21 protein-coding genes are annotated in these 20,950 nt (G+C 70.7%); 17 read left to right on the top strand and 4 right to left on the bottom strand.

What is annotated here, in order from left to right; translation table 11 throughout:
* Positions 1–96: 96 nt before the first annotated feature.
* A complete protein-coding gene (locus OG259_RS17830) occupies positions 97–1,380 on the top strand; it encodes a geranylgeranyl reductase family protein (protein WP_328943157.1) in 1,284 nt (427 codons plus the stop codon).
* Here the strand turns inward: OG259_RS17830 and OG259_RS17825 are convergent.
* Positions 1,346–2,341, bottom strand: coding sequence for a GlxA family transcriptional regulator (locus tag OG259_RS17825; RefSeq protein ID WP_328943156.1), 996 nt, complete (start codon positions 2,339–2,341; stop codon positions 1,346–1,348). The genes OG259_RS17830 and OG259_RS17825 overlap by 35 nt on opposite strands.
* Between OG259_RS17825 and OG259_RS17820 the strand changes: the two genes are divergently transcribed.
* Positions 2,340–3,290, top strand: a complete 951-nt coding sequence (locus OG259_RS17820; RefSeq protein WP_443051979.1) for an NAD(P)-dependent oxidoreductase — start codon at positions 2,340–2,342, stop codon at positions 3,288–3,290. The two genes, OG259_RS17825 and OG259_RS17820, sit on opposite strands and share 2 nt — an antisense overlap.
* 27 nt (positions 3,291–3,317) lie before the next feature.
* On the opposite strand, the gene OG259_RS17815 is transcribed toward OG259_RS17820, so the two are convergent.
* Together OG259_RS17815 and OG259_RS17810 are read right to left on the bottom strand one after the other, a co-directional pair.
* Positions 3,318–4,280 carry a hypothetical protein gene (locus OG259_RS17815; RefSeq protein WP_328943154.1) on the bottom strand — a complete coding sequence of 321 codons (963 nt, stop codon included), beginning with the start codon at positions 4,278–4,280 and terminating at the stop codon, positions 3,318–3,320.
* A gap of 35 nt (positions 4,281–4,315) precedes the next feature.
* Positions 4,316–4,729 carry a hypothetical protein gene (locus OG259_RS17810; protein ID WP_328943153.1) on the bottom strand — a complete coding sequence of 138 codons (414 nt, stop codon included), beginning with the start codon at positions 4,727–4,729 and terminating at the stop codon, positions 4,316–4,318.
* A gap of 426 nt (positions 4,730–5,155) precedes the next feature.
* Between OG259_RS17810 and OG259_RS17805 the strand changes: the two genes are divergently transcribed.
* From OG259_RS17805 to OG259_RS17790, 4 genes are read left to right on the top strand one after another with little or no spacing between them, the layout of a single operon-like run.
* The gene (locus tag OG259_RS17805) at positions 5,156–5,617 is read left to right on the top strand and encodes a hypothetical protein (RefSeq protein ID WP_328943152.1); all 462 of its coding nucleotides are present in this window, start codon (positions 5,156–5,158) and stop codon (positions 5,615–5,617) included.
* A 10-nt stretch (positions 5,618–5,627) separates the two neighbouring features.
* The gene (locus tag OG259_RS17800) at positions 5,628–7,085 is read left to right on the top strand and encodes a peptidoglycan-binding protein (RefSeq protein ID WP_328943151.1); all 1,458 of its coding nucleotides are present in this window, start codon (positions 5,628–5,630) and stop codon (positions 7,083–7,085) included.
* On the top strand, positions 7,082–7,312 hold the full coding sequence (locus tag OG259_RS17795; protein ID WP_328943150.1) for a hypothetical protein: 231 nt from the start codon (positions 7,082–7,084) through the stop codon (positions 7,310–7,312). The genes OG259_RS17800 and OG259_RS17795 overlap by 4 nt, the downstream gene beginning before the upstream one ends.
* On the top strand, positions 7,309–8,553 hold the full coding sequence (locus tag OG259_RS17790; protein ID WP_328943149.1) for an ABC transporter permease: 1,245 nt from the start codon (positions 7,309–7,311) through the stop codon (positions 8,551–8,553). The genes OG259_RS17795 and OG259_RS17790 overlap by 4 nt, the downstream gene beginning before the upstream one ends.
* Before the next feature lie 101 nt (positions 8,554–8,654).
* Here OG259_RS17790 and OG259_RS17785 read toward each other — a convergent pair whose 3' ends face one another.
* Positions 8,655–9,542: a C40 family peptidase gene (locus tag OG259_RS17785; protein ID WP_328943148.1), complete on the bottom strand. Its 888-nt coding sequence runs from the start codon at positions 9,540–9,542 to the stop codon at positions 8,655–8,657.
* A gap of 669 nt (positions 9,543–10,211) precedes the next feature.
* Here OG259_RS17785 and OG259_RS17780 point away from each other — a divergent pair.
* The 11 genes from OG259_RS17780 (at position 10,212) to nuoK (ending at position 20,942) form a co-directional block, all read left to right on the top strand.
* Complete coding sequence (locus OG259_RS17780) at positions 10,212–10,571, top strand: NADH-quinone oxidoreductase subunit A (RefSeq protein ID WP_019888619.1); 360 nt, start codon at positions 10,212–10,214, stop codon at positions 10,569–10,571.
* Between the two features lie 17 nt (positions 10,572–10,588).
* Positions 10,589–11,143, top strand: a complete 555-nt coding sequence (locus tag OG259_RS17775; RefSeq protein ID WP_024756031.1) for a NuoB/complex I 20 kDa subunit family protein — start codon at positions 10,589–10,591, stop codon at positions 11,141–11,143.
* Between the two features lie 115 nt (positions 11,144–11,258).
* Positions 11,259–11,990 (top strand): NADH-quinone oxidoreductase subunit C, encoded by a 732-nt coding sequence (locus OG259_RS17770; protein WP_328943147.1) that lies wholly within the window; start codon positions 11,259–11,261, stop codon positions 11,988–11,990.
* Positions 11,990–13,312: an NADH-quinone oxidoreductase subunit D gene (locus OG259_RS17765; RefSeq protein ID WP_328943146.1), complete on the top strand. Its 1,323-nt coding sequence runs from the start codon at positions 11,990–11,992 to the stop codon at positions 13,310–13,312. The genes OG259_RS17770 and OG259_RS17765 overlap by 1 nt, the downstream gene beginning before the upstream one ends.
* Positions 13,309–14,049, top strand: coding sequence for an NADH-quinone oxidoreductase subunit NuoE (nuoE, locus tag OG259_RS17760; RefSeq protein WP_328943145.1), 741 nt, complete (start codon positions 13,309–13,311; stop codon positions 14,047–14,049). The genes OG259_RS17765 and nuoE overlap by 4 nt, the downstream gene beginning before the upstream one ends.
* Positions 14,046–15,398 carry an NADH-quinone oxidoreductase subunit NuoF gene (nuoF, locus tag OG259_RS17755; protein ID WP_328943144.1) on the top strand — a complete coding sequence of 451 codons (1,353 nt, stop codon included), beginning with the start codon at positions 14,046–14,048 and terminating at the stop codon, positions 15,396–15,398. Before nuoE ends, nuoF begins: the two co-directional genes overlap by 4 nt.
* The gene (locus OG259_RS17750; protein ID WP_328943143.1) at positions 15,395–17,893 is read left to right on the top strand and encodes an NADH-quinone oxidoreductase subunit G; all 2,499 of its coding nucleotides are present in this window, start codon (positions 15,395–15,397) and stop codon (positions 17,891–17,893) included. The genes nuoF and OG259_RS17750 overlap by 4 nt, the downstream gene beginning before the upstream one ends.
* Positions 17,890–19,251 carry an NADH-quinone oxidoreductase subunit NuoH gene (gene nuoH / locus OG259_RS17745; protein ID WP_328943142.1) on the top strand — a complete coding sequence of 454 codons (1,362 nt, stop codon included), beginning with the start codon at positions 17,890–17,892 and terminating at the stop codon, positions 19,249–19,251. The genes OG259_RS17750 and nuoH overlap by 4 nt, the downstream gene beginning before the upstream one ends.
* Entirely contained in the window at positions 19,226–19,822 is a 597-nt protein-coding gene (gene nuoI, locus OG259_RS17740) for an NADH-quinone oxidoreductase subunit NuoI (protein ID WP_328943141.1), read from the top strand. Before nuoH ends, nuoI begins: the two co-directional genes overlap by 26 nt.
* The gene (locus tag OG259_RS17735) at positions 19,819–20,646 is read left to right on the top strand and encodes an NADH-quinone oxidoreductase subunit J (RefSeq protein ID WP_328943140.1); all 828 of its coding nucleotides are present in this window, start codon (positions 19,819–19,821) and stop codon (positions 20,644–20,646) included. The genes nuoI and OG259_RS17735 overlap by 4 nt, the downstream gene beginning before the upstream one ends.
* Positions 20,643–20,942 (top strand): NADH-quinone oxidoreductase subunit NuoK, encoded by a 300-nt coding sequence (gene nuoK / locus OG259_RS17730; RefSeq protein ID WP_189800457.1) that lies wholly within the window; start codon positions 20,643–20,645, stop codon positions 20,940–20,942. The genes OG259_RS17735 and nuoK overlap by 4 nt, the downstream gene beginning before the upstream one ends.
* Positions 20,943–20,950: the final 8 nt, after the last annotated feature.

Raw genomic sequence — 20,950 nt, 5'->3', positions numbered from 1 at the left:
CTGGGGTGAAGTAGTGGGGCGACCCTCCGGTTCCACCGCGAGCGGCCCCCATAGACTGCGATACGTCCTCATCGCCGAATTCCGGGAGACCCCGCCGTGACCGAGCCCCTCTCCGAGCACAGCGCAGATGTGATCGTCGTCGGGGCGGGCCCGGCCGGCTCGACCACCGCGTACTACCTCGCCAAGGCCGGGCTCGACGTCCTCCTCCTGGAGAAGACCGCGTTCCCCCGCGAGAAGGTCTGCGGTGACGGCCTCACCCCCCGCGCCACCAAGCAGCTCGTCTCCATGGGCATCGACATCTCCGAAGAGGCCGGCTGGCTGCGGAACAGGGGCCTGCGGATCATCGGCGGCGGCGTCCGCCTGGAGCTCGACTGGCCGGAGCTCGCCTCCTACCCGGACTACGGACTCGTCCGCAAGCGCGACGACTTCGACGAGCAGCTCGCCCGGCAGGCGCAGAAGGCCGGCGCCCGGCTCTACGAGCGCTGCAACGTCGGCGCCCCGATCATCGACGACCGCACGGGCCGGATCACCGGCGTCCACGCGAAGCTCGGCGAGGACAAGCGGGAGGTCACCTTCCACGCCCCGCTCGTCGTCGCCGCCGACGGCAACTCCACCCGGATCTCCCTGGCGATGGGCCTGCACCGGCGCGAGGACCGCCCCATGGGCGTCGCCGTCCGCACCTACTTCACCTCGCCCCGGCACGACGACGACTACCTGGAGTCCTGGCTGGAGCTGTGGGACCGCCGCGGCCCCCAGGACCGGCTGCTGCCCGGCTACGGCTGGATCTTCCCGATGGGCGACGGCACCTCCAACGTCGGCCTCGGCATCCTCAACTCCTCCAAGGCCTTCCGCGAGCTGGACTGGCGCGAGGTCCTCAAGGCCTGGTGCGCCTCGATGCCGGAGGACTGGGGCTACACCCCCGAGAACATGACGCAGCCGATCCGCGGCGCCGCCCTCCCGATGGCCTTCAACCGCCAGCCGCACTACACCAAGGGCCTGCTGCTCGTCGGCGACGCCGGCGGCCTCGTCAACCCGTTCAACGGCGAGGGCATCGCGTACGCCATGGAGTCCGGCCAGCTCGCGGCCGACGTCATCGTCCAGGCACACGCCCGCACCACCCCCGCCCAGCGCGAACTGGCCCTGCACAACTACCCGCAGGTCCTCAAGGACACCTACGGCGGCTACTACACGCTCGGCCGCGCCTTCGTGAAGCTCATCGGCAACCCGAAGGTCATGAAGATCGCGACCCAGCGCGGCCTGACCCACCCGATGCTCATGAAGTTCACGCTGAAGATGCTGGCCAACCTCACCGACCCGACGGGCGGCGACGCCATGGACCGCATCATCAACGGCCTCTCGAAGGTGGCCCCGAAGGCCTGAACGTCTGCCGGTACCCCGACGGGGACACCCCGACGGCACGGGTGAAATGGCGGCGCAGATTGGCCGCCGAGCCCAGCCCGCTGTGGTCGCCGACCAGCTCCACCGGCAGGTCGGTCGACTCCAGCAGGGTCTGGGCGCGGGCCACCCGCTGCTGGAGCAGCCACTGCAGCGGGGTGGTCCCGTACTCCTCCCGCACCCGCCGGTGGAAGGTGCGCGGGCTCATCCGGGCCCGCCGCGCCAGCTCCTCCACGGTCAGCGGCTCCGACAGGTGCTCGGTCGCCCACTGCAGTACGGGCCCCAGGCTGTGGTCGTCGCTCGGCGGCAACGGCGCCTCGATGAACTGCGCCTGACCGCCGGGACGGTGGGCCGGGACGACGAGCCGGCGGGCGAGCTGCCCGGCGACCGTCGCCCCGAGGTCGGTGCGCACCAGGTGCAGGCAGAGGTCGAGCGCGGCGGTGGCCCCGGCGCTGGTCAGCACCGATCCCTCGTCCGTGTAGAGCACCGAGTCGTCCACGATCACCTCGGGGTGCCGGGCCGCCAGTTGCGCGGTGTGCTGCCAGTGCGCGGTCGCCCGGCGGCCGTCGAGGATCCCGGCGGCGGCGAGCGCGAAGGCGCCGGTGCACAGCGACACCATCCGGGCGCCGGAGGCGGCGGCCGCGCGCAGCGCCTCGACGAGTTCGGCAGGCACCTCCTCGCCGTCCTCCACGACCGCGTCGGGCACGGACGGCACGATGACGGTGTCCGCGCCCACGAGCCCGTCGAGACCGTGGTCGGTCCGCAGCGAGAAGACCCCGCCCTCGCCGGCGTCCCCGCACAGCCGCAGCTCGTACCACGGGTCGGCCAGGTCGGGATGAGGGATGCCGAAGACCCCGCACGCCAGGGAGAGTTCGTACAGCTCCCACATCGACGTACCGATCCGCCGGTCCGGCACGACGGCGATGGCGACAACCCCTGCGTTCATGCCGTCGACCGTACGGCAGGAATCGTGCGGTCGCCGTCGGTCCTGCCACTGTCGTCCGGATTCCGCCGCTGCGAGCGTGGATCCCATGAACGCACAGAGCATCACGGTCATCGGTCTCGGCCAGATGGGCTCCGCCCTCGCCGACGCCTTCCTCACCGCCGGCCACCGCACCACCGTCTGGAACCGCACCCCCGCGAAGGCCGACGCCCTCGTGGCCCGCGGCGCCCTGCGCGCCGCCACCGTCACCGAGGCCGTCACCGCGAGCGAGCTCGTCGTGGTCTGCGTCCTCGACTACCCGGCCGTACGCGAACTCCTCGCCCCCGTGGCCGAGCCGCTGCGGGGCCGGGTCCTCGTCAACCTCACCACCGGAACGCCCGAGCAGGCCCGCGAGGAGGCGGAGTGGGCGGCCGGGCACGGCATCGGCTACCTCGACGGTGCCGTCATGACGACCCCGCCGGGCGTCGGCGACAGCGCCAACATGATCCTGTACGCGGGCGCTCCCGAGCTCCTCGCCGAGCACCGCGCGGCGCTCGCCGTCCTCGGGGACCCCGTGGACCTGGGCGCGGACGCGGGCCGTGCCTCGCTCTACGACGCGGGGCTCCTCGGCCTCATGTGGTCCGTCTTCGGCGGCTGGCTGCACGCGACCGCCCTCGCGGGCGCGGACGAGGTGCCGGCCCGCGACTTCACGGCGGTGGCCACCCGCTGGCTGAAGACGGTCTCCTGGTTCATGACCGGGTACGCCGAGCAGATCGACGCGGGGGAGTACCCGGGCGAGGACGCCACCATCGACGTCCAGACGGTCGCCATCAGTCACCTCCTGCACGCGGCGGAGGCCCGCGGAATCGACAACCGGCTGCCGGAGCTGCACCTGGAACTGATGCGCGCCGCGGTCGAGGCGGGCCACGGTGGCGACAGCTACGCCCGGATCATCGAGGCGTTCCGGAAATGACGGCCGACGCCCGACCGGCGGCGCCCCTCAGCTGCCGTTGACCGAGGCCGCCTTCTTGATCCGCTCGTCCGTCTCCACCTTGACCTGCTTCAGGGTCTCGGCGTGCTTCTCCATGAGCTCCTTCTGGAACCCGACTTCGGCGGCGTACCAGAGGGCGACCAGATCGGTCCGCTTCTTGCAGGCCACGTCGTGCTTCGCGATGGTGATCGCCTTGGCGCTGCCGAGGTCGGCGGGGGACTCGGGATTCAGCCCGAGGGAGGCGGACGATTCCATCGGATCGGAGACGCGGTACCCCTTCTCCGCCATACAGGCCGACCACGCCTTGACGGCCGCGTCGACCTTCGGGGACTTCTGGGCCCGGGTGAACGCCTCCGACTCCATCCCGAAGACGAACAGCAGGTCCTCGGGGCTCTTCTTCTCCGCGTAGAGCCGGAGGTGCCCCTCCCGGCCGCAGCCGCCGACCGGCACTTTTTGCCCGTTGAGCGTCCGGCCGCTGTCGGTCCTCCGCGACTCCTCCAGGGTGAGCGGGGGCAGGACGAGACCGCCCCCCGGTTTGGTCTTGAGCGGCGGGCCGCTCAGCGCCAGTTGCTCGGCCGGGGGGAGTGGCTTCGTGTCCGGCTCCGGTTCGGCGGGCACACCGGGCCTGGTGTACCCGTACCGGGCCGCTGCCGCCGCGTCCGTGACCCCGTACCGCGACGACGTGCTCCTGGTGCGCGGCGCGGGCCGGACCGGCGGCCGGTACGTGAACCCGAACCGCTTCATGCAGTCCGCCGTCAGCAGGTCCTGCGCCTTCTCCAGGCTGCGGATCTGCTCGGCCGTCGTCTTGTACGGATCCAAGGGGTACACCAGCTGCGCGGCGGGCACCGTGAGCGGATCGGACAGCGGCTTCGGATCGGCGGAGACGGCCGGCCCGCCCGCCGAACAGGCGGTGAGCAGCAGTCCGGCGCTCAGCAGGAGTACGACGGCCGGACGGAAGAGGCGGGGATGCATGAAGGACTCCGGGTGGGGCTGCCTGGGGAACTGGTCTAGTTGGCGTCGTTGTTGTAGATCGACGAGACCTGGTTCTTGAAGGTGGTGGAGAAATTGCCCATGAGATCTGCGGGAATCCAGCCTTCGACACCCTTTGCTTCCGCGCCGGTGTAGACGTACCAGGTCCTGCTGCCGAAGTTGAAGTACGACTCGGAGTTGTTGTCCACGACAGCTCCGGAGCCGGGGCCGGGCGTGACGAAGCGGTCGTTGTTCAGGAGGGACTCGTCGTACTGGAAGTCGGTCCAGGCCCCGCCCTGGGTGTCTTCCCAGTTCAGCGAGAACTCGTTGTAGTCCAGGTGGCCGTCCTTGCTCGCCGCTGAGGCGGGAGCTGCGGTCACCAGAACGCCCGCGCCGAGGGCGCCGAGAGCGACGAAGGTGCCGAGGGTGCGGCGGAGAGCGGTGTTCTTCAAGGTTCTTGCCTTTCGATGCGAAGGGAGAACTGGGTGAGAACCTGGCTGAGCCGAGGGCGAATTCCATGTGATCACAGGGTGGTTGGTCAACCACTACGCAGAGTGGTCATGGGCTGGGCGTGCCGTTCCGGGCCGTTCACCAGGGATCCTCTCCGTACCGCCGGATTCGGTGGCGCTACCGAATATGTCAAGTGCGGCCGAGCCGACCGTCCTTTACCGGCCGCAGGTGAACAAGAGGCTTGAATCACATGGCAGTTGGGAAGTGACGACCTCTTCCCCCTGTGATTAGAGTGGCGCCGTCCGGACACGCGTACGACGTCCGGCCCGTTCCGCGCCGAGCCATGCGGCGCCCCGCGCCGCCGGTTTCGAGCGCCGCGCTCCATCACCGGGACCGCCTCCCCGCAGAAGGCAGAAGGACGTGCACCGATGAGACGCGTACTGGCCATCCCGCTGCTCCTCGCCGGCCTCGCGCTCGTCGGCTGCACCGCCGGCCCGGAGGACTCCCAGGCCGCCCCGGTCGATCCGATCGACGCCGCCTACGCCGAGCACAACAAATGCCTCGGCGAGCACGGGGTGAAGCTCAGGGAGAAGAGCACCGGCGTCTGGGTGGTCGACAAGGACGCCGTCGACCGCAAGGTGATGGTCGACGCCGAGGAGAAGTGCAAGAGCCTTCTGCCCTTCGAACTCCCCGTGGACCAAGACGCGTTGAAGAGGGCGCAGGGCGTCGCGGAGTGCTACCGGCGCAACGGGTACCCCGACTGGCCCGACCCGGACCCGAAGACCGGTGAGTTCCCCGAGGGGTCGGACATGAACGACTCCGCCGTCATGCGCAAGTGCAGCCCCGTCGCCCCTGAGGACAACCTGGGCACCGCGCCCGTCTCCGGCTGAGGCCGAAGGCATGGACACGGACTCCGAGAGGGACAAGGGCATCGCCACGGACACCACCCCCGAGCGCCGCGCCCGGCGCGGTCGCCTCTGGGTCGGGGGGCTCGTCGTCGGGGCCGTCGCGCTGACCGCCGCCGGTGTCTTCGCCGGGACGGTGATCACGTCGCCCGCGCAGGTCGCGGCAGACGCCGCGCCGCCGCCGCCCGACGTCCTCACCGCCCCCGTCGAGCGCCGCGTCCTGCGCGAGACGGTCGTGCTGCGCGGCACCGTCGTCGCCGGGCAGACCGTCCCGGTGGCGCCCGTCGTCTCGGGCGGGGACGGCGGGACGCCCGTCGTCACCAAGACACCGGTCGCCGTGGGTGCGGCGGTGCGCAAGGGGCAGGTCGTCCTGGAGATATCGGGCCGCCCGCTCTTCGTCCTCCCGGGCCGTCTCCCCGTCTACCGGGACCTCAAGCCGGGCGCGACGGGCGACGACGTGGCCCAGCTCCAGACCGCGCTGGCCGGGCTCGGCTTCGACCGGGGCGGCGACCCGCAGGGAACGTTCGGCGCGGGGACGAAGAGGGCCGTGGAGGGGTTCTACGCCGCTGCCGGCTACGACCCGCGCCCGGCCGTGGACGACGACGGCGCGGGGGTGGACGCCGCGAGTGACGCCGTGACGGCCGCCGAACGGGCCGTCGACGACGCCCGGGACGCGCTCGCCGAGAACAAGGACGAGAACCGGAACAAGAACCTGCGCAAGGCCCGGGACCGGGCCGCCGAGGACCTGGCGGAAGCCCGTACCGCGCTCGGCAGGGTGTGGGCCACCGCCGGGCCGATGGTCCCGGCCGGGGAGGTCGTCTTCGTGGAGCGGTTCCCCGCCCGGGTCGCGTCCACCGCCGTGGCCCCCGGGTCGCCGGTCTCCGGCACCCTGCTGACCCTGTCCTCCGGCCGGCTCCTCGCCCAGGGCCACCTCCAGGACCACCAGAAGGGCATGGTCCGGCCCGGCCAGAGGGTCCGCGTCCTCGACGAGGTGACCGGAGCCGAACTCACCGCCGAGGTCCGGACCGTCGCCTCGACACGTACGGCCGCCGACGCCAAGCAGGGCGGCGGCCAGGGCGAAGGCCAGGGGCAGGACGGCGCTCCGCCCGCGAACGGCCCCACCGGCTTCCTCTTCACCGCCGTGCCCGAGAAGGACATCCCCCCTGCCCTCGCCGGACAGGACGTACGGCTGACGATCGAGGCGGCCTCCACCGACGGCGAGGCCCTCGTCGTCCCCGTCACCGCCGTGTCGGCGAGCGCGGACGGCCGGACCGTGGTCACCGTCGTCGACGGGAACGGGCGCCGGACCCCCGTCGAGGTACGGACCGGCACCCTCGGGGACGGCTACGTCGAGGTCGTACCGCTCACCGCGGGGAGCCTCGCGGAGGGCGCCGACGTCGTGACCGGAGTGGCCGCGACCGGTGCCGCTCAGGGCGGCCGGGGGCCGGAGTGACCCCACTCGTACGGCGGTGGCCGGACCGGCACCCCGGCCCGCCGCCCGCCCCGACCCGTCCGGACGCCCCCGGCACGCAGTTCCGGCGGGTCGGCCTCACCTACCCGGGCCCGCCGCCCGTCCAGACCCCGAATCCCTGCGAACTCGCCGTCCGGCACGGCGAGTTCGTCGTGATGCTCTCGACGGTGTACTCGGCGGTGCCCCGCGCGGAACGGACTCCCGCATGAGAAGCCGCCGCCCCCGGCCAGGCCGGGTCGTCGAACCCTCCCGCCTCGCTCCCCGCGACGCGCTCTCCGAGGCCGTCGCCGGCATGCTCCAACGCCCCGGCCGGTCGGTGCTCACCGCTCTCGGCACGGTCCTCGGCGTCGGTACCTTCGTCGCGATCCTCGGCCTGACGGCGACCACGTCCTCCCAGATCGACGCCCGGTTCGACCTGCTCACCGCCACCGAGGTCACCGTCGAGGACATCGCCGGGGAACAGGACGAGTTCGCCGGACCCGGTTTCCCCGCCGACGCGGACTCCCGGATCGGACGGCTCGGCGGCGTCCGGGACGCCGGGGTCTACTGGACGGTCCGGCTCGGCCCCGACGTCACCGTGCGCGCCGCGCCCGTGGGCGACGGCGCGGACGGCGTACCGGTCGACGTGGTCGCCGCCTCGCCCGGCGCGCTCCGGGCCGCCGTCCCCCGCCTCGCGCAGGGCCGGCTCTACGACGAGTTCGCCTCGGCGAACGCGCAGCCGGTCGCGGTCATCGGGGCGGCCGTCGCGGCCCGGCTCGGCATCACCACCCTGGAGACCCGGCCCGCGGTGTTCATCGGGGACGAGCCGTTCGTGGTGGCCGGCATCGTCGACGACGTCGAGCGCAGGCCGGACGTGCTGATGTCGGTGAGCGTGCCCCGGACGACCGCCGAGCGGATGTGGGGGCCGCCCGGGGCCGGGGAGGCGAGGATGCTGGTCGCCACGGAGACCGGGGCAGCCCGCCAGATCGCGGACGAGGCGCCGGTCGCGCTGCGCCCGGACCACCCGGAGTATCTGAAGGCCGTTCCGCCGCCGGACCCGAGGACGCTGCGGGCGGGCGTCACCGGCGACCTCGACCAGCTGTTCCTGCTGCTCGCCGGGACCTGTCTGGTGATCGGCGCGGTCGGCATCGCCAACACCACCCTGGTCGCGGTCCTGGAGCGGACCGGCGAGATCGGTCTGCGGCGCGCCCTGGGCGCCCGGGGACGCCACATCACCGTCCAGTTCCTCACGGAGTCCGGGGCCCTGGGCGCGGTCGGCGGGCTCGTCGGGACGGCGCTGGGCGTGTGCACGGTGATCGGGGTGGCGCTCGTCCGGGACTGGACCCCGGTCGTCCATCCCGCGACGGTCGCCGCGGCCCCGTTGATCGGTCTGGTCACCGGGGTGGTGGCCGGTCTCTACCCGGCCTGGCGGGCCTCCCGGATCGAACCGGCCGAGGCGCTGCGGCGCTGACCCGAGCCTGAAGCCGTACGGGCACCCGGACCCGTCCATGCCGAAAGGCCGTCGCTCCCCCGAGGAGTGACGGCCTTTCGCTTACGACGATGTGCGGGCGATCAGAGGATGCGGACCGCGCCCGACGGCATGTCCCAGTCCAGGGAGCGCTCGACGACACCGGTCGACGAGTTCTGCGCGCCGACGTACTTGCCGCCGCCGACGTAGATGGCGACGTGGTACGAGCCGCTGCGGCTGCCCCAGTACAGGATGTCGCCCGGCTGGAGGTTGCTCAGGGAGACGGAGGTGCCCATGCTCGACTGGTCGTACGAGATGCGCGGCAGGTCGATGCCGGCCTCGCGGTAGGCGGCCTGGACGAGGCCGGAGCAGTCCCAGGAGTTGGGGCCGGTGCCGCCGGTGACGTACGAGTCGCCGATCTGGGCGCGCGCGAAGGCCACGATCGCGGCGGCGGAGCCGGAGGGGGCCTGCGTCTGGCTGTCGCTGGAACCGGCCGAGGAGCCGGAGCCCGAGGAGCTGTCGTCGCTCGCGGACGTGGCGGCGAGCTGGGTGCGCTCACTGGTGCGGGAGGCCCGCTCCTGGGCTTCCTTGCGCTCCTGCTCGGCCTTCGCCTCGGCCTCGGCCTTGAGGCGGGCCTTCTCGGCCTTCTCGGCGGCGGCCTTGCGGTCGGCCTCGGCCTTGGCCTTCTTGGCTTCCTTGGCGGCCTTCTGCAGCGCCAGGTTCTCCTGCGTCTGGAGGCTCTGGTCGAGCGCCTCCTGCTGGGAGGCCTCGGCGGAGGCGGCGACGGCGGAGGCGAGACCGGTGCCGGCCTCGAGGGAGCCCAGGGTGGGCATTTCGATGGTCTCGGTCACCGGCTCGGCATTCGCCGGCCCGGCAGCACCGGCCACCGCGATGGTGCCGAGGACGCCACCGGCAACTCCGGCTCGCAGCGCGAGCTTCGAGGCGCTGCGGCGGGGCTTCCGGTGGCTGGGTATGTGAGCGGTGTGGGACATGAGGACAACCGCTATCAGGGCTTCACGGTTCCCTTCAAGAAACGTGGGTTGCGCCACAGTTACGTTCGGAATCTCCTAATCCGCTTCTGTGACGCCCTTATTGACGCCGTAACGGGCAAAACGGGCACGGCTCATCTGGCGCTTGATCACGGGTTTTCATTGAAACGTCCGAATTGCCCGACGCTTACCACCTCTTGACGCCGATGGCCAAGCCCTGCTTTTTCGGGCCCTCCGGAGTGTGGCGCAGGTCACACTTCTGTCTCGCGAACGCTCGTGAAAGCGCGCACGCGTCCACTGCCGTACGCCGAGCCCCTCGACCGGGCGACAGGCGCATCCTTTATCACCCGGATGCGTCCATCACCAATTTGCCTGTAGTGGCCATCGCTTGATAGTGCGACACCCCCTCCGAGCAGCGATTTCCGGTCCGGATGTCACATCTGGTGATCACCTGGGCGCTTCGCGCAACAAGATCACCGCTCATCCGACTTCATGATCCTTCGTCAGGTGGTGGAGATCACAAAGTCGTTGCTGTACCCCGTGTCGCAGATCACAGAGGGGCGGGCATAAGATGCGGGGCAGCCGGGCTTGTGAACTGCCTCACATGGGGGCGATCTTTCACGGTCCGGGGTGCGGTCCAACGGTCAAGGACGACTGGAAGGAGCGAGGAGCGTGAATGCGTACGCGCCCGTCCTCGTGCTCGGTGCCCTGGGTGCGGGGTTTGCGATCTTCTCCGTGGTCATGGCCACGCTTATCGGGCCAAAGCGGTACAACAGGGCAAAGCTTGAGGCGTACGAGTGCGGCATCGAACCGACGCCCACTCCCGCCGGAGGCGGCCGCTTCCCGATCAAGTACTACCTGACGGCGATGCTCTTCATCGTCTTCGACATCGAGATCGTCTTCCTCTACCCCTGGGCGGTCACCTTCGACGCCCTGGGGCTTTTCGGGCTCGTGGAGATGCTGCTCTTCGTGCTCACCGTCTTCGTCGCCTACGCGTATGTGTGGCGTCGCGGCGGCCTGGAATGGGACTGAGGGGCTGAGGGGCACCTATGGGACTCGAAGAGAAACTCCCGAGCGGCTTTCTGCTGACGACGGTCGAACAGGCCGCGGGTTGGGTGCGCAAGGCGTCCGTGTTCCCCGCGACCTTCGGCCTCGCATGCTGCGCCATCGAGATGATGACCACCGGAGCCGGCCGGTACGACCTGGCCCGCTTCGGCATGGAGGTCTTCCGCGGCTCACCGCGCCAGGCCGACCTGATGATCGTCGCCGGCCGGGTCAGCCAGAAGATGGCGCCCGTCCTGAGGCAGGTCTACGACCAGATGCCCAACCCCAAGTGGGTCATCTCCATGGGCGTCTGCGCCTCCTCGGGCGGCATGTTCAACAACTACGCGATCGTCCAGGGCGTCGACCACATCGTGCCGGTCGACATCTACCTGCCCGGCTGCCCGCCGCGCCCGGAGATGCTGCTCGACGCGATCCTCAAGCTCCACCAGAAGATCCAGACCTCCAAGCTCGGCGTGAACGCCGAGGAGGCGGCCCGGGAGGCGGAGGAAGCGGCGCTCAAGGCGCTGCCGACCATTGAGTTGAAGGGTCTGCTGAGGTGACCGACGCACGCGCGGCCGCCGGGCCGCAGAAAGCAACGATGCCGGCACCTCTGCTCCCCCTGCCTTCGTCGGGTGGTGCCCCCAGCGCGGGCGGAGAAGGGAACGGTTCAGCACAGTGAGCGACGAGACACCCAATCCCGAGAAGGACCTCAGCGCGCAGAACCTGCCGGGGCAGCGCGGGGAACACGGCGAGGAGGTCCGCGTCCAGCGCGGGATGTTCGGCGCCAACAACGGCGGCGACACTTCCGGCTACGGCGGACTCGTCCGCTCGATCCGGCTCCCCGGCGCGGCCTCCCGCCCCTACGGCGGCTGGTTCGACGAGGTCGCCGACGAACTCGAGGGCGCGCTGGAGGAGCAGGGCCTGCTCCCCGAGAACGCCATCGAGAAGACGGTCGTCGACCGCGACGAGCTGACCTTCCACATCGAGCGGGAGCACCTCGTCCGCGTCGCCCGCACGCTCCGCGACGACCCGGCGCTCCGCTTCGAGCTGTGCACCGGCGTCTCCGGCGTCCACTACCTGGGCGACAAGGGCCGCGAGCTGCACGCCGTCTACCACCTGCGCTCGCTCACCCACGGCCGGCTGATCCGCCTGGAGGTGTCGGCCCCCGACGCCGACCCGCACATCCCGTCCCTCGTCGCCGTCTACCCGACGAACGACTGGCACGAGCGCGAGACGTACGACTTCTTCGGCATCGTCTTCGACGGCCACCCCGCCCTCACCCGGATCATGATGCCGGACGACTGGCAGGGCCACCCGCAGCGCAAGGACTACCCCCTCGGCGGCATCGCCGTCGAGTACAAGGGCGCCCAGATCCCGGCTCCGGACCAGCGGAGGTCGTACAGCTGATGTCCACGTCCCACGCGTCTCCCCGAGAGACCACAGAAGGCACCGTCTACACGGTGACCGGCGGCGACTGGGAAGAGGTCGTCCAGTCGGCGGCCAAGGCCGACGACGAGCGCATCATCGTCAACATGGGCCCCCAGCACCCGTCCACCCACGGCGTGCTCCGGCTCATCCTGGAGATCGACGGCGAGACCGTCACCGAGGCCCGCTGCGGCATCGGCTACCTCCACACCGGCATCGAGAAGAACCTCGAGTACCGGACCTGGACGCAGGGCACCACCTTCGTCACGCGCATGGACTACCTCACCTCGTTCTACAACGAGACGGCGTACTGCCTCGGCGTGGAGAAGCTGCTCGGCATCACCGACCAGATCCCGGACCGGGCCAGCGTCATCCGCGTCCTGCTGATGGAGCTCAACCGGCTCTCCTCCCACCTGGTGTGCATCGCCACCGGCGGCATGGAGCTCGGCGCCACCACGATCATGATCTACGGCTTCCGGGACCGCGAGATGATCCTGGACCTGTACGAGCTGATCACCGGCCTGCGCATGAACCACGCGTTCATCCGCCCCGGCGGCCTCGCCCAGGACCTGCCGCCCGGCGCCGTCGACGCCGTGCGCGAGTTCGTGAAGACCATGAAGAAGAACCTGCCGGAGTACGACAAGCTCGCCACCGGCAACCCCATCTTCAAGGCCCGCATGCAGGACGTCGGCTACCTCGACCTCACCGGCTGCATGGCGCTCGGCGCCACGGGACCGATCCTGCGCTCGGCGGGCCTCCCGCACGACCTGCGCAAGACCGACCCGTACTGCGGATACGAGGACTACGACTTCGAGGTCCCCACCGCCGACACCTGCGACTCCTACGGACGCTTCCTCGTCCGCCTGGAGGAGATGCGGCAGTCCCTCCGGATCGTCGAGCAGTGCCTCGACCGCCTGGCGCCGGGCCCCGTCATGGTCGGCGACAAGAAGATCGCCTGGCCCGCGCAGCTCGCGCTCGGCCCCGACGGCCTCGGCAACTCCACCGACCACATCGCGAAGATCATGGGCACCTCCATGGAGGCCCTGATCCACCACTTCAAGCTGGTCACCGAGGGCTTCCGCGTCCCGGCCGGGCAGGCCTACGCGGCCGTCGAGTCGCCCAAGGGCGAGCTCGGCGTGCACGTCGTCTCCGACGGCGGCACCCGCCCCTTCCGGGTCCACTTCCGCGACCCGTCCTTCACCAACCTCCAGGCCATGGCCGCGATGTGCGAGGGCGGCCAGGTCGCCGACGTCATCGTCGCCGTCGCCTCCATCGACCCCGTGATGGGAGGCGTCGACCGATGACCGACCAGATCAGTCTGGGCATGCCCCAGCTCCCCGCCCCCGCGTACCCGGCCGAGGTCCACGCCCGCCTGACCGAGGACGCGCGGGCGATCATCGACCGCTACCCGGACTCCCGCTCCGCGCTCCTGCCGATGCTGCACCTCGTGCAGTCGGAGGAGGGGCATGTGACCCGTACCGGCATGGCGTTCTGTGCCGAGACGCTCGGCCTCACCACCGCCGAGGTCACCGCCGTCGCCACCTTCTACACGATGTACCGGCGCAAGCCCTCCGGCGACTACCAGGTCGGCGTCTGCACGAACACGCTCTGCGCGGTCATGGGCGGCGACGCCATCTTCGAGGAGCTCAAGGAGCACCTCGCCGTCGGCAACAACGAGACCACCGACGACGGCAAGATCACCCTCGAACACATCGAGTGCAACGCGGCCTGCGACTTCGCCCCCGTGGTGATGGTCAACTGGGAGTTCTTCGACAACCAGACCCCCGAGTCCGCCAAGCAGATGGTCGACGACCTGCGGGCCGGCCGGACCGTCGAACCCACCCGCGGCGCCCCGATCTGCACCTTCAAGGAGACCGCCCGCATCCTCGCCGGCTTCCCCGACGAGCGCCCCGGCGCCGTCGAGGCCACCGGCGGCGCGGGCCCCGCCTCCCTCGTCGGACTCCGCCTCGCCAAGGGCGAGCGGCCGCACCACCGAATCGTCCACCCGCGTGGTGAGACCTCCGGTCAGGAGGGGGAGTGATGACCTTGGCCGCCGAGATCAACAACAGCAGCCCCGAGAAGCTTCTGTCCCCCGTCCTCTCGGCCTTCTGGGACCAGCCCGACTCCTGGACCCTGGAGACCTACGAGCGGCACGAGGGATACGAGGGACTCAAGCGGGCCCTCGCGATGAGCCCCGACGCCCTCATCGCGTACGTCAAGGAATCCGGCCTCCGCGGACGCGGCGGCGCGGGATTCCCCACCGGCATGAAGTGGCAGTTCATCCCGCAGGGCGACGGCAAGCCGCACTACCTCGTGGTCAACGCCGACGAGTCCGAGCCCGGCACCTGCAAGGACATCCCCCTCCTCTTCGCCAACCCGCACTCCCTCATCGAGGGAATGATCATCGCCTGCTACGCGATCCGCTCCGAGCACGCCTTCATCTACCTGCGCGGCGAAGTCGTCCCCGTCCTGCGCCGCCTCCACGAGGCGGTCCGCGAGGCGTACGCCGCCGGCTACCTCGGCCGGAACATCCTCGGCAGCGGACTGAACCTCGAACTCACCGTGCACGCAGGCGCCGGCGCGTACATCTGCGGAGAGGAGACAGCGCTCCTCGACTCGCTCGAAGGGCGCCGCGGCCAGCCCCGGCTGCGCCCGCCCTTCCCCGCGGTCGCCGGTCTGTACGCCTGCCCCACTGTGGTGAACAACGTCGAGTCCATCGCGTCCGTTCCCGCGATCCTCAACCGGGGCAAGGAGTGGTTCACCTCGATGGGCAGCGAGAAGTCCCCGGGCTTCACGCTGTACTCGCTGTCCGGGCACGTCTCCTCGCCCGGCCAGTACGAGGCCCCCCTCGGCATCACCCTGCGCCAGCTCCTCGACATGAGCGGCGGCATGCGCCCCGGCCACCGGCTCAAGTTCTGGACCCCCGGCGGCTCCTCCACCCCGATGTTCACCGACGAGCACCTCGACGTACCCCTCGACTACGAGGGCGTCGGCGCCGCCGGATCGATGCTCGGCACCAAGGCACTCCAGTGCTTCGACGAGACCACCTGCGTCGTCCGGGCCGTCACCCGATGGACCGAGTTCTACGCCCACGAGTCCTGCGGCAAGTGCACACCCTGCCGCGAAGGCACCTACTGGCTCGTCCAGCTGCTCCGAGACATCGAGGCAGGCAAGGGCAAGATGTCCGACCTCGACAAGCTCAACGACATCGCCGACAACATCAACGGCAAGTCGTTCTGCGCCCTCGGCGACGGCGCCGCCTCGCCGATCTTCTCCTCGCTCAAGTACTTCCGCGAGGAGTACGAGCAGCACATCACCGGCCGCGGCTGCCCCTTCGACCCGGCCAAGTCGACCGCCTGGGCGGACAACCACAAGGAGGTGACCGCATGACCGTCACCACGCCCCAGCCCGCCGGCGGCGGCAGCCCGGCCGTACCACCGGAAGATCTCGTCTCGCTGACGATCGACGGCATCGAGATCTCCGTCCCCAAGGGGACCCTGGTCATCCGCGCCGCCGAACAGCTCGGCATCGAGATCCCGCGCTTCTGCGACCACCCGCTCCTCGACCCCGCCGGCGCCTGCCGCCAGTGCATCGTCGAGGTCGAGGGCCAGCGCAAGCCGATGGCCTCCTGCACCATCACCTGCACCGACGGCATGGTGGTGAAGTCGCAGCTGACCAGTCCCGTCGCCGAGAAGGCCCAGCACGGTGTGATGGAGCTGCTGCTCGTCAACCACCCGCTGGACTGCCCCGTCTGCGACAAGGGCGGCGAGTGCCCCCTGCAGAACCAGGCCATGTCCCACGGGCAGTCCGAGTCCCGCTTCGAGGGCGTCAAGCGCACCTACGAGAAGCCGATCGCGATCTCCACCCAGGTGCTGCTCGACCGCGAGCGCTGCGTCCTGTGCGCCCGCTGCACCCGCTTCTCCAACCAGGTCGCCGGCGACCCGATGATCGAACTCATCGAGCGCGGCGCCCTCCAGCAGGTCGGCACCGGCGAGGGCGACCCCTTCGAGTCGTACTTCTCCGGCAACACCATCCAGATCTGCCCGGTCGGCGCCCTCACCTCGGCCGCCTACCGCTTCCGCTCCCGCCCCTTCGACCTCGTCTCCTCGCCGTCCGTGTGCGAGCAGTGCGCCGGCGGCTGCGCCACCCGCACCGACCACCGGCGCGGCAAGGTCATGCGACGGCTCGCCGCCGACGACCCGGAGGTCAACGAGGAGTGGATCTGCGACAAGGGCCGCTTCGGCTTCCGGTACGCCCAGCAGCGCGACCGGCTCACCACCCCGCTCGTCCGCAACCCCGGGACCGGTGAACTGGAGCCCACCTCCTGGCCCGAGGCCCTGGAAGCGGCCGCCCTCGGACTCGTCCGCGGCCGCACCGGCGTCCTCACCGGCGGCAGGCTGACCGTCGAGGACTCCTACGCGTACGCCAAGTTCGCCCGCGTCGCCCTCGACACCCACGACATCGACTTCCGGGCCCGGATCCACTCCGGCGAGGAGGCCGACTTCCTCGCCTCCGCCGTCGCCGGACGCGGCCGCGACCTGGACGGCACGGGCGTCACGTACACCTCGCTCGAAGCCGCCCCGGCCGTCCTCCTCGTCGGCCTGGAGTCCGAGGAGGAGGCCCCCGGCGTCTTCCTGCGGCTCCGCAAGGCCTGGCGCAAGCACGGCCAGAAGACCTACGCGGTCGCCGCCTTCGCCACCCGCGGCCTGGAGAAGGCGGGCGGCACCCTGCTGCCCGCCGCCCCCGGCACCGAGACCGAGTGGCTCGACGCGCTCACCTCCCGGGTCGGCCTCGAAGGCGACGGACTCGCCGCCGCCGAGGCCCTCCGCACGGAAGGCGCCGTCCTCGTCGTCGGCGAGCGCCTCGCCGGAGTCCCCGGCGCCCTGACCGCCGCCCTGCGCACCGCCGCCGCCACCGGCGCCCGGCTCGTGTGGATCCCGCGCCGCTCCGGCGAACGCGGAGCGGTCGAGGCCGGAGCGCTCCCGGCGCTGCTGCCCGGCGGCCGGCCCGCGACCCACCCCCGCGCGCGTGAGGAGGTCGCCGCAGTCTGGGGCGTCCGCGAACTCCCGCACGGCTACGGCCGCGACACCGGCCAGATCCTGGAGGCCGCCGCCACCGGCGAACTCGCCGCCCTGCTCGTCGGCGGCGTCGAGGTCTCCGACCTCCCGGACCCGGCACGCGCGCGTGAAGCGCTCGACGCGGCCTTCGTCGTCTCCCTGGAACTGCGGCCCAGCGAGGTCACCGAACGCGCCGACGTCGTCCTCCCGGTCGCCGCCGTCGCCGAGAAGCCCGGCACCTTCCTCAACTGGGAAGGCCGGGCCCGGATGTTCGAGGCCGCGCTCAAGCCCGAGCAGATGACCCGGCCCCTGGCCCCGTCGGACGCGCGCGTCCTCCACATGCTCGCCGACGCCCTCGACGCCCACCTGGGCCTGCCCGACCTCAGGTCCGTACGCCGGGAACTCGACCGGCTCGCCGGCTGGACCGAGGAGCGGGCCTCCGAGCCCGTCGAACCCGGTCAGGCCGCGGCCCGGCCCGGCGACGGCGAGGCCGTCCTCGCCGGACACCGGATGCTCCTCGACCTCGGCCGGCTCCAGGAGGGCGACACCGCCCTCGCGGGCACCCGGCACGCGGCCGTCGCCCGGCTCTCCGCCGCCACCGCCGCCGACACCGGCGTCAAGGACGGCGACACCCTCGAAGTCACCGGCCCCGCGGGCTCCGTCGCCTTCCCGCTCCAGGTCACCGAGATGCCCGACCGCGTCGTCTGGCTCCCGCTGAACTCGGCCGGGCGCGGTGTCCTCTCCGACACCGGCGCCCACCCCGGCGACCTGGTCCGCATCGGCCCGGCGACCCCGAGCCCCGTCGATGGCACGGAGGTGCAGGCATGACCACGCCGCTCGCCGCCGAAGACCTGTCCATGTTCGGTACGGACCCCTGGTGGCTCGTCCTGATCAAGGCCGTCTTCTGCTTCGCCTTCCTGATGATCACCGTGCTGTTCTCCATCGTGTGGGAACGCAAGGTCGTCGCCTGGATGCAGCTGCGCATCGGCCCCAACCGGCACGGCCCCTGGGGCCTCCTCCAGTCCCTCGCGGACGGCGTCAAGCTGATGCTCAAGGAGGACGTGATCGTCAAGAAGGCCGACAAGGTCGTCTACGTCCTCGCCCCGATCATCGCCGCCATCCCGGCGTTCATGGCGATCGCCGTGATCCCCTTCGGACCGGCCGGCAACGAGGTGTCGATCTTCGGCCAGCGCACCTCGATGCAGCTCACCGACCTGCCGATCGCGATGCTGTACGTCCTCGCGGTCGCCTCCGTCGGCATCTACGGCATCGTCCTCGCCGGCTGGTCCTCCGGCTCCACGTACCCGCTGCTCGGCGGTCTGCGCTCCTGCGCGCAGATGATCTCGTACGAGATCGCCATGGGCGCGGCCTTCGCCTCCGTCTTCCTCTACTCGGGGTCGATGTCGACCTCGGCGATCGTCGAGGCGCAGGCGGACCGCTGGTTCGTGATCCTGCTGCCGGTCTCGTTCATCATCTACATCGTCACGATGGTCGGTGAGACGAACCGCGCCCCCTTCGACATGCCGGAGTCCGAGGGCGACCTCGTCGGCGGCTTCAACACCGAGTACTCGTCCATCAAGTTCGCGCTGTTCATGCTCGCCGAGTACGTGAACATGGTGACGGTCTCGGCCGTGTCGGTGACGCTCTTCCTGGGCGGCTGGCGGGCCCCGTACCCGGTCTCCACCTTCTGGGAGGGCGCGAACCACGGCTGGTGGCCGATGCTCTGGTTCGTCATCAAGGTGCAGCTGCTGCTCTTCTTCTTCATCTGGCTCCGCGGCACCCTGCCCCGCGTCCGCTACGACCAGCTGATGAAGCTCGGCTGGAAGGTCCTCATCCCGGTCTCCGTGGTCTGGCTGATGCTGGTCGCCACCGTCCGTGCGCTGCGGAACGAGAACATCGCCTTCGGCAACATCGTCCTGTACGTCGCCGGAGCCGTCCTCGGACTGCTGCTGCTCTCCTTCGTGGTCGACGTGTTCCGCGACCGGAAGGCGAAGGCCGCCGCACCCGCACCCGAGGACACCCGCTCCTTCGACCCGATGGCCGGAGGCTTCCCCGTACCGCCCAAGCCCGGACAGTCCTTGCCGCCCGTGCCCCGGCGCAGGCCGCGGCACGACCGGGACCTCGTTGTCAGCGGCGCCCCCGATACTGCTACTGCGAGTGATGGAAAGGAGACGGACGGTGTCTGATTTCCAGAATCCGGTGGCCGGCTTCGGCGTGACCTTCAAGGCCATGTTCAAGAAGCGGCTGACCGAGCAGTACCCGGAGCAGGAGAAGACGACGGCGCCCCGCTTCCACGGCCGGCACCAGCTCAACCGTCACCCCGACGGTCTGGAGAAGTGCATCGGCTGCGAGCTGTGCGCCTGGGCCTGTCCCGCCGACGCCATCTACGTCGAGGGCGCGGACAACACGGAGGAGGAGCGCTACTCCCCGGGCGAGCGGTACGGCCGCGTCTACCAGATCAACTACGCCCGCTGCATCCTCTGCGGACTCTGCATCGAGGCCTGCCCCACCCGGGCGCTGACGATGACCAACGAGTTCGAACTGGCCGACTCCTCCCGCGAGAACCTGATCTACACCAAGGAGCAGCTCCTCGCGGGCCTTGAGGACACCATGGTCGACAGCCCGCACGCGATCTTCCCGGGCATGACCGAGCAGGACTACTACCGGGGGCTGGTCACCGAGGCCGCGCCCGGCACCGTCCGCCAGGTCGCCGTGTCCAAGGGGGAGAAGGGCGAGCCGGAGGGGGCGGACGCATGAGCGCGAACCTCGCGGCGTACACCACGTCCTCGGGCGAGGCCTTCCAGTTCTGGGTCCTCGGCACCGTCGCCGTCATCGGCGCCCTCTGCACGATCCTCATGAAGCGGGCCGTGCACTCGGCGCTCTGCCTCGCCGGAACCATGATCATCCTCGCGGTGTTCTACCTGGCCAACGGGGCGTACTTCCTCGGCATCGTCCAGATCGTCGTCTACACCGGCGCGATCATGATGCTCTTCCTCTTCGTCGTCATGCTGGTCGGTGTCACGGCCGCGGACTCGCTGAAGGAGACCATCAAGGGCCAGCGCTGGTGGGCCGTCGTCTGCGGCCTCGGCTTCGGCGTCCTGCTCGCCGCCGGCATCGGCAACGCCTCGCTCACGGAGTTCGCCGGACTCGGCGCCGCCAACAGCGCCCGCGGCGGAAACGTCGAGGGCCTCGCCGCCCTCATCTTCACCAAGTACGTCTTCGCCTTCGAGATCACCGGCGCACTCCTCATCACCGCCGCCGTCGGCGCGATGGTGCTCACCCACCGCGAGCGCACCGAGCGGGCCGCCACCCAGCGCGAACTCTCCGAGCAGCGCGTACGCGCGGGCACGCACGTGCCGCCGCTGCCCGCACCCGGCGTCTACGCCCGGCACAACGCCGTGGACATCGCCGGTCTGCTGCCCGACGGCACCCCGGCGGAGCTCACCGTCATGCAGACCCTGCGCAAGCGGGGCCAGATCCGGGACGTGTCCACCGAGGCGATCGCCGACCTCAAGGCCCTGGAGCAGCGCTCCGAGGAGCGCCTCGGCCGGGACCGGGACGAAGAGGAGGCCACCCGGTGAACCCCGTCAACTACCTGTACCTCGCCGCCCTGCTGTTCACCATCGGTGCGGTCGGGGTGCTGATCCGGCGCAACGCGATCGTGGTCTTCATGTGCGTCGAGCTGATGCTCAACGCCTGCAACCTCGCGTTCGTCACCTTCTCCCGCATGCACGGAAACCTCGACGGCCAGATCATCGCCTTCTTCACGATGGTCGTCGCCGCCGCGGAGGTCGTCGTCGGGCTCGCGATCATCGTGTCCGTCTTCCGTGCCCGCCACTCGGCCTCGGTCGACGACGCCAGCCTGATGAAGCTGTAAGGGGCCGG

Origin of the sequence: Streptomyces sp. NBC_00250, assembly GCF_036192275.1 — a bacterium.
GTDB lineage: Bacteria > Actinomycetota > Actinomycetes > Streptomycetales > Streptomycetaceae > Streptomyces.
The sequence above is the reverse complement of the archived record's forward strand: the minus strand, read 5'-3'. Positions and strand labels throughout refer to the sequence as shown.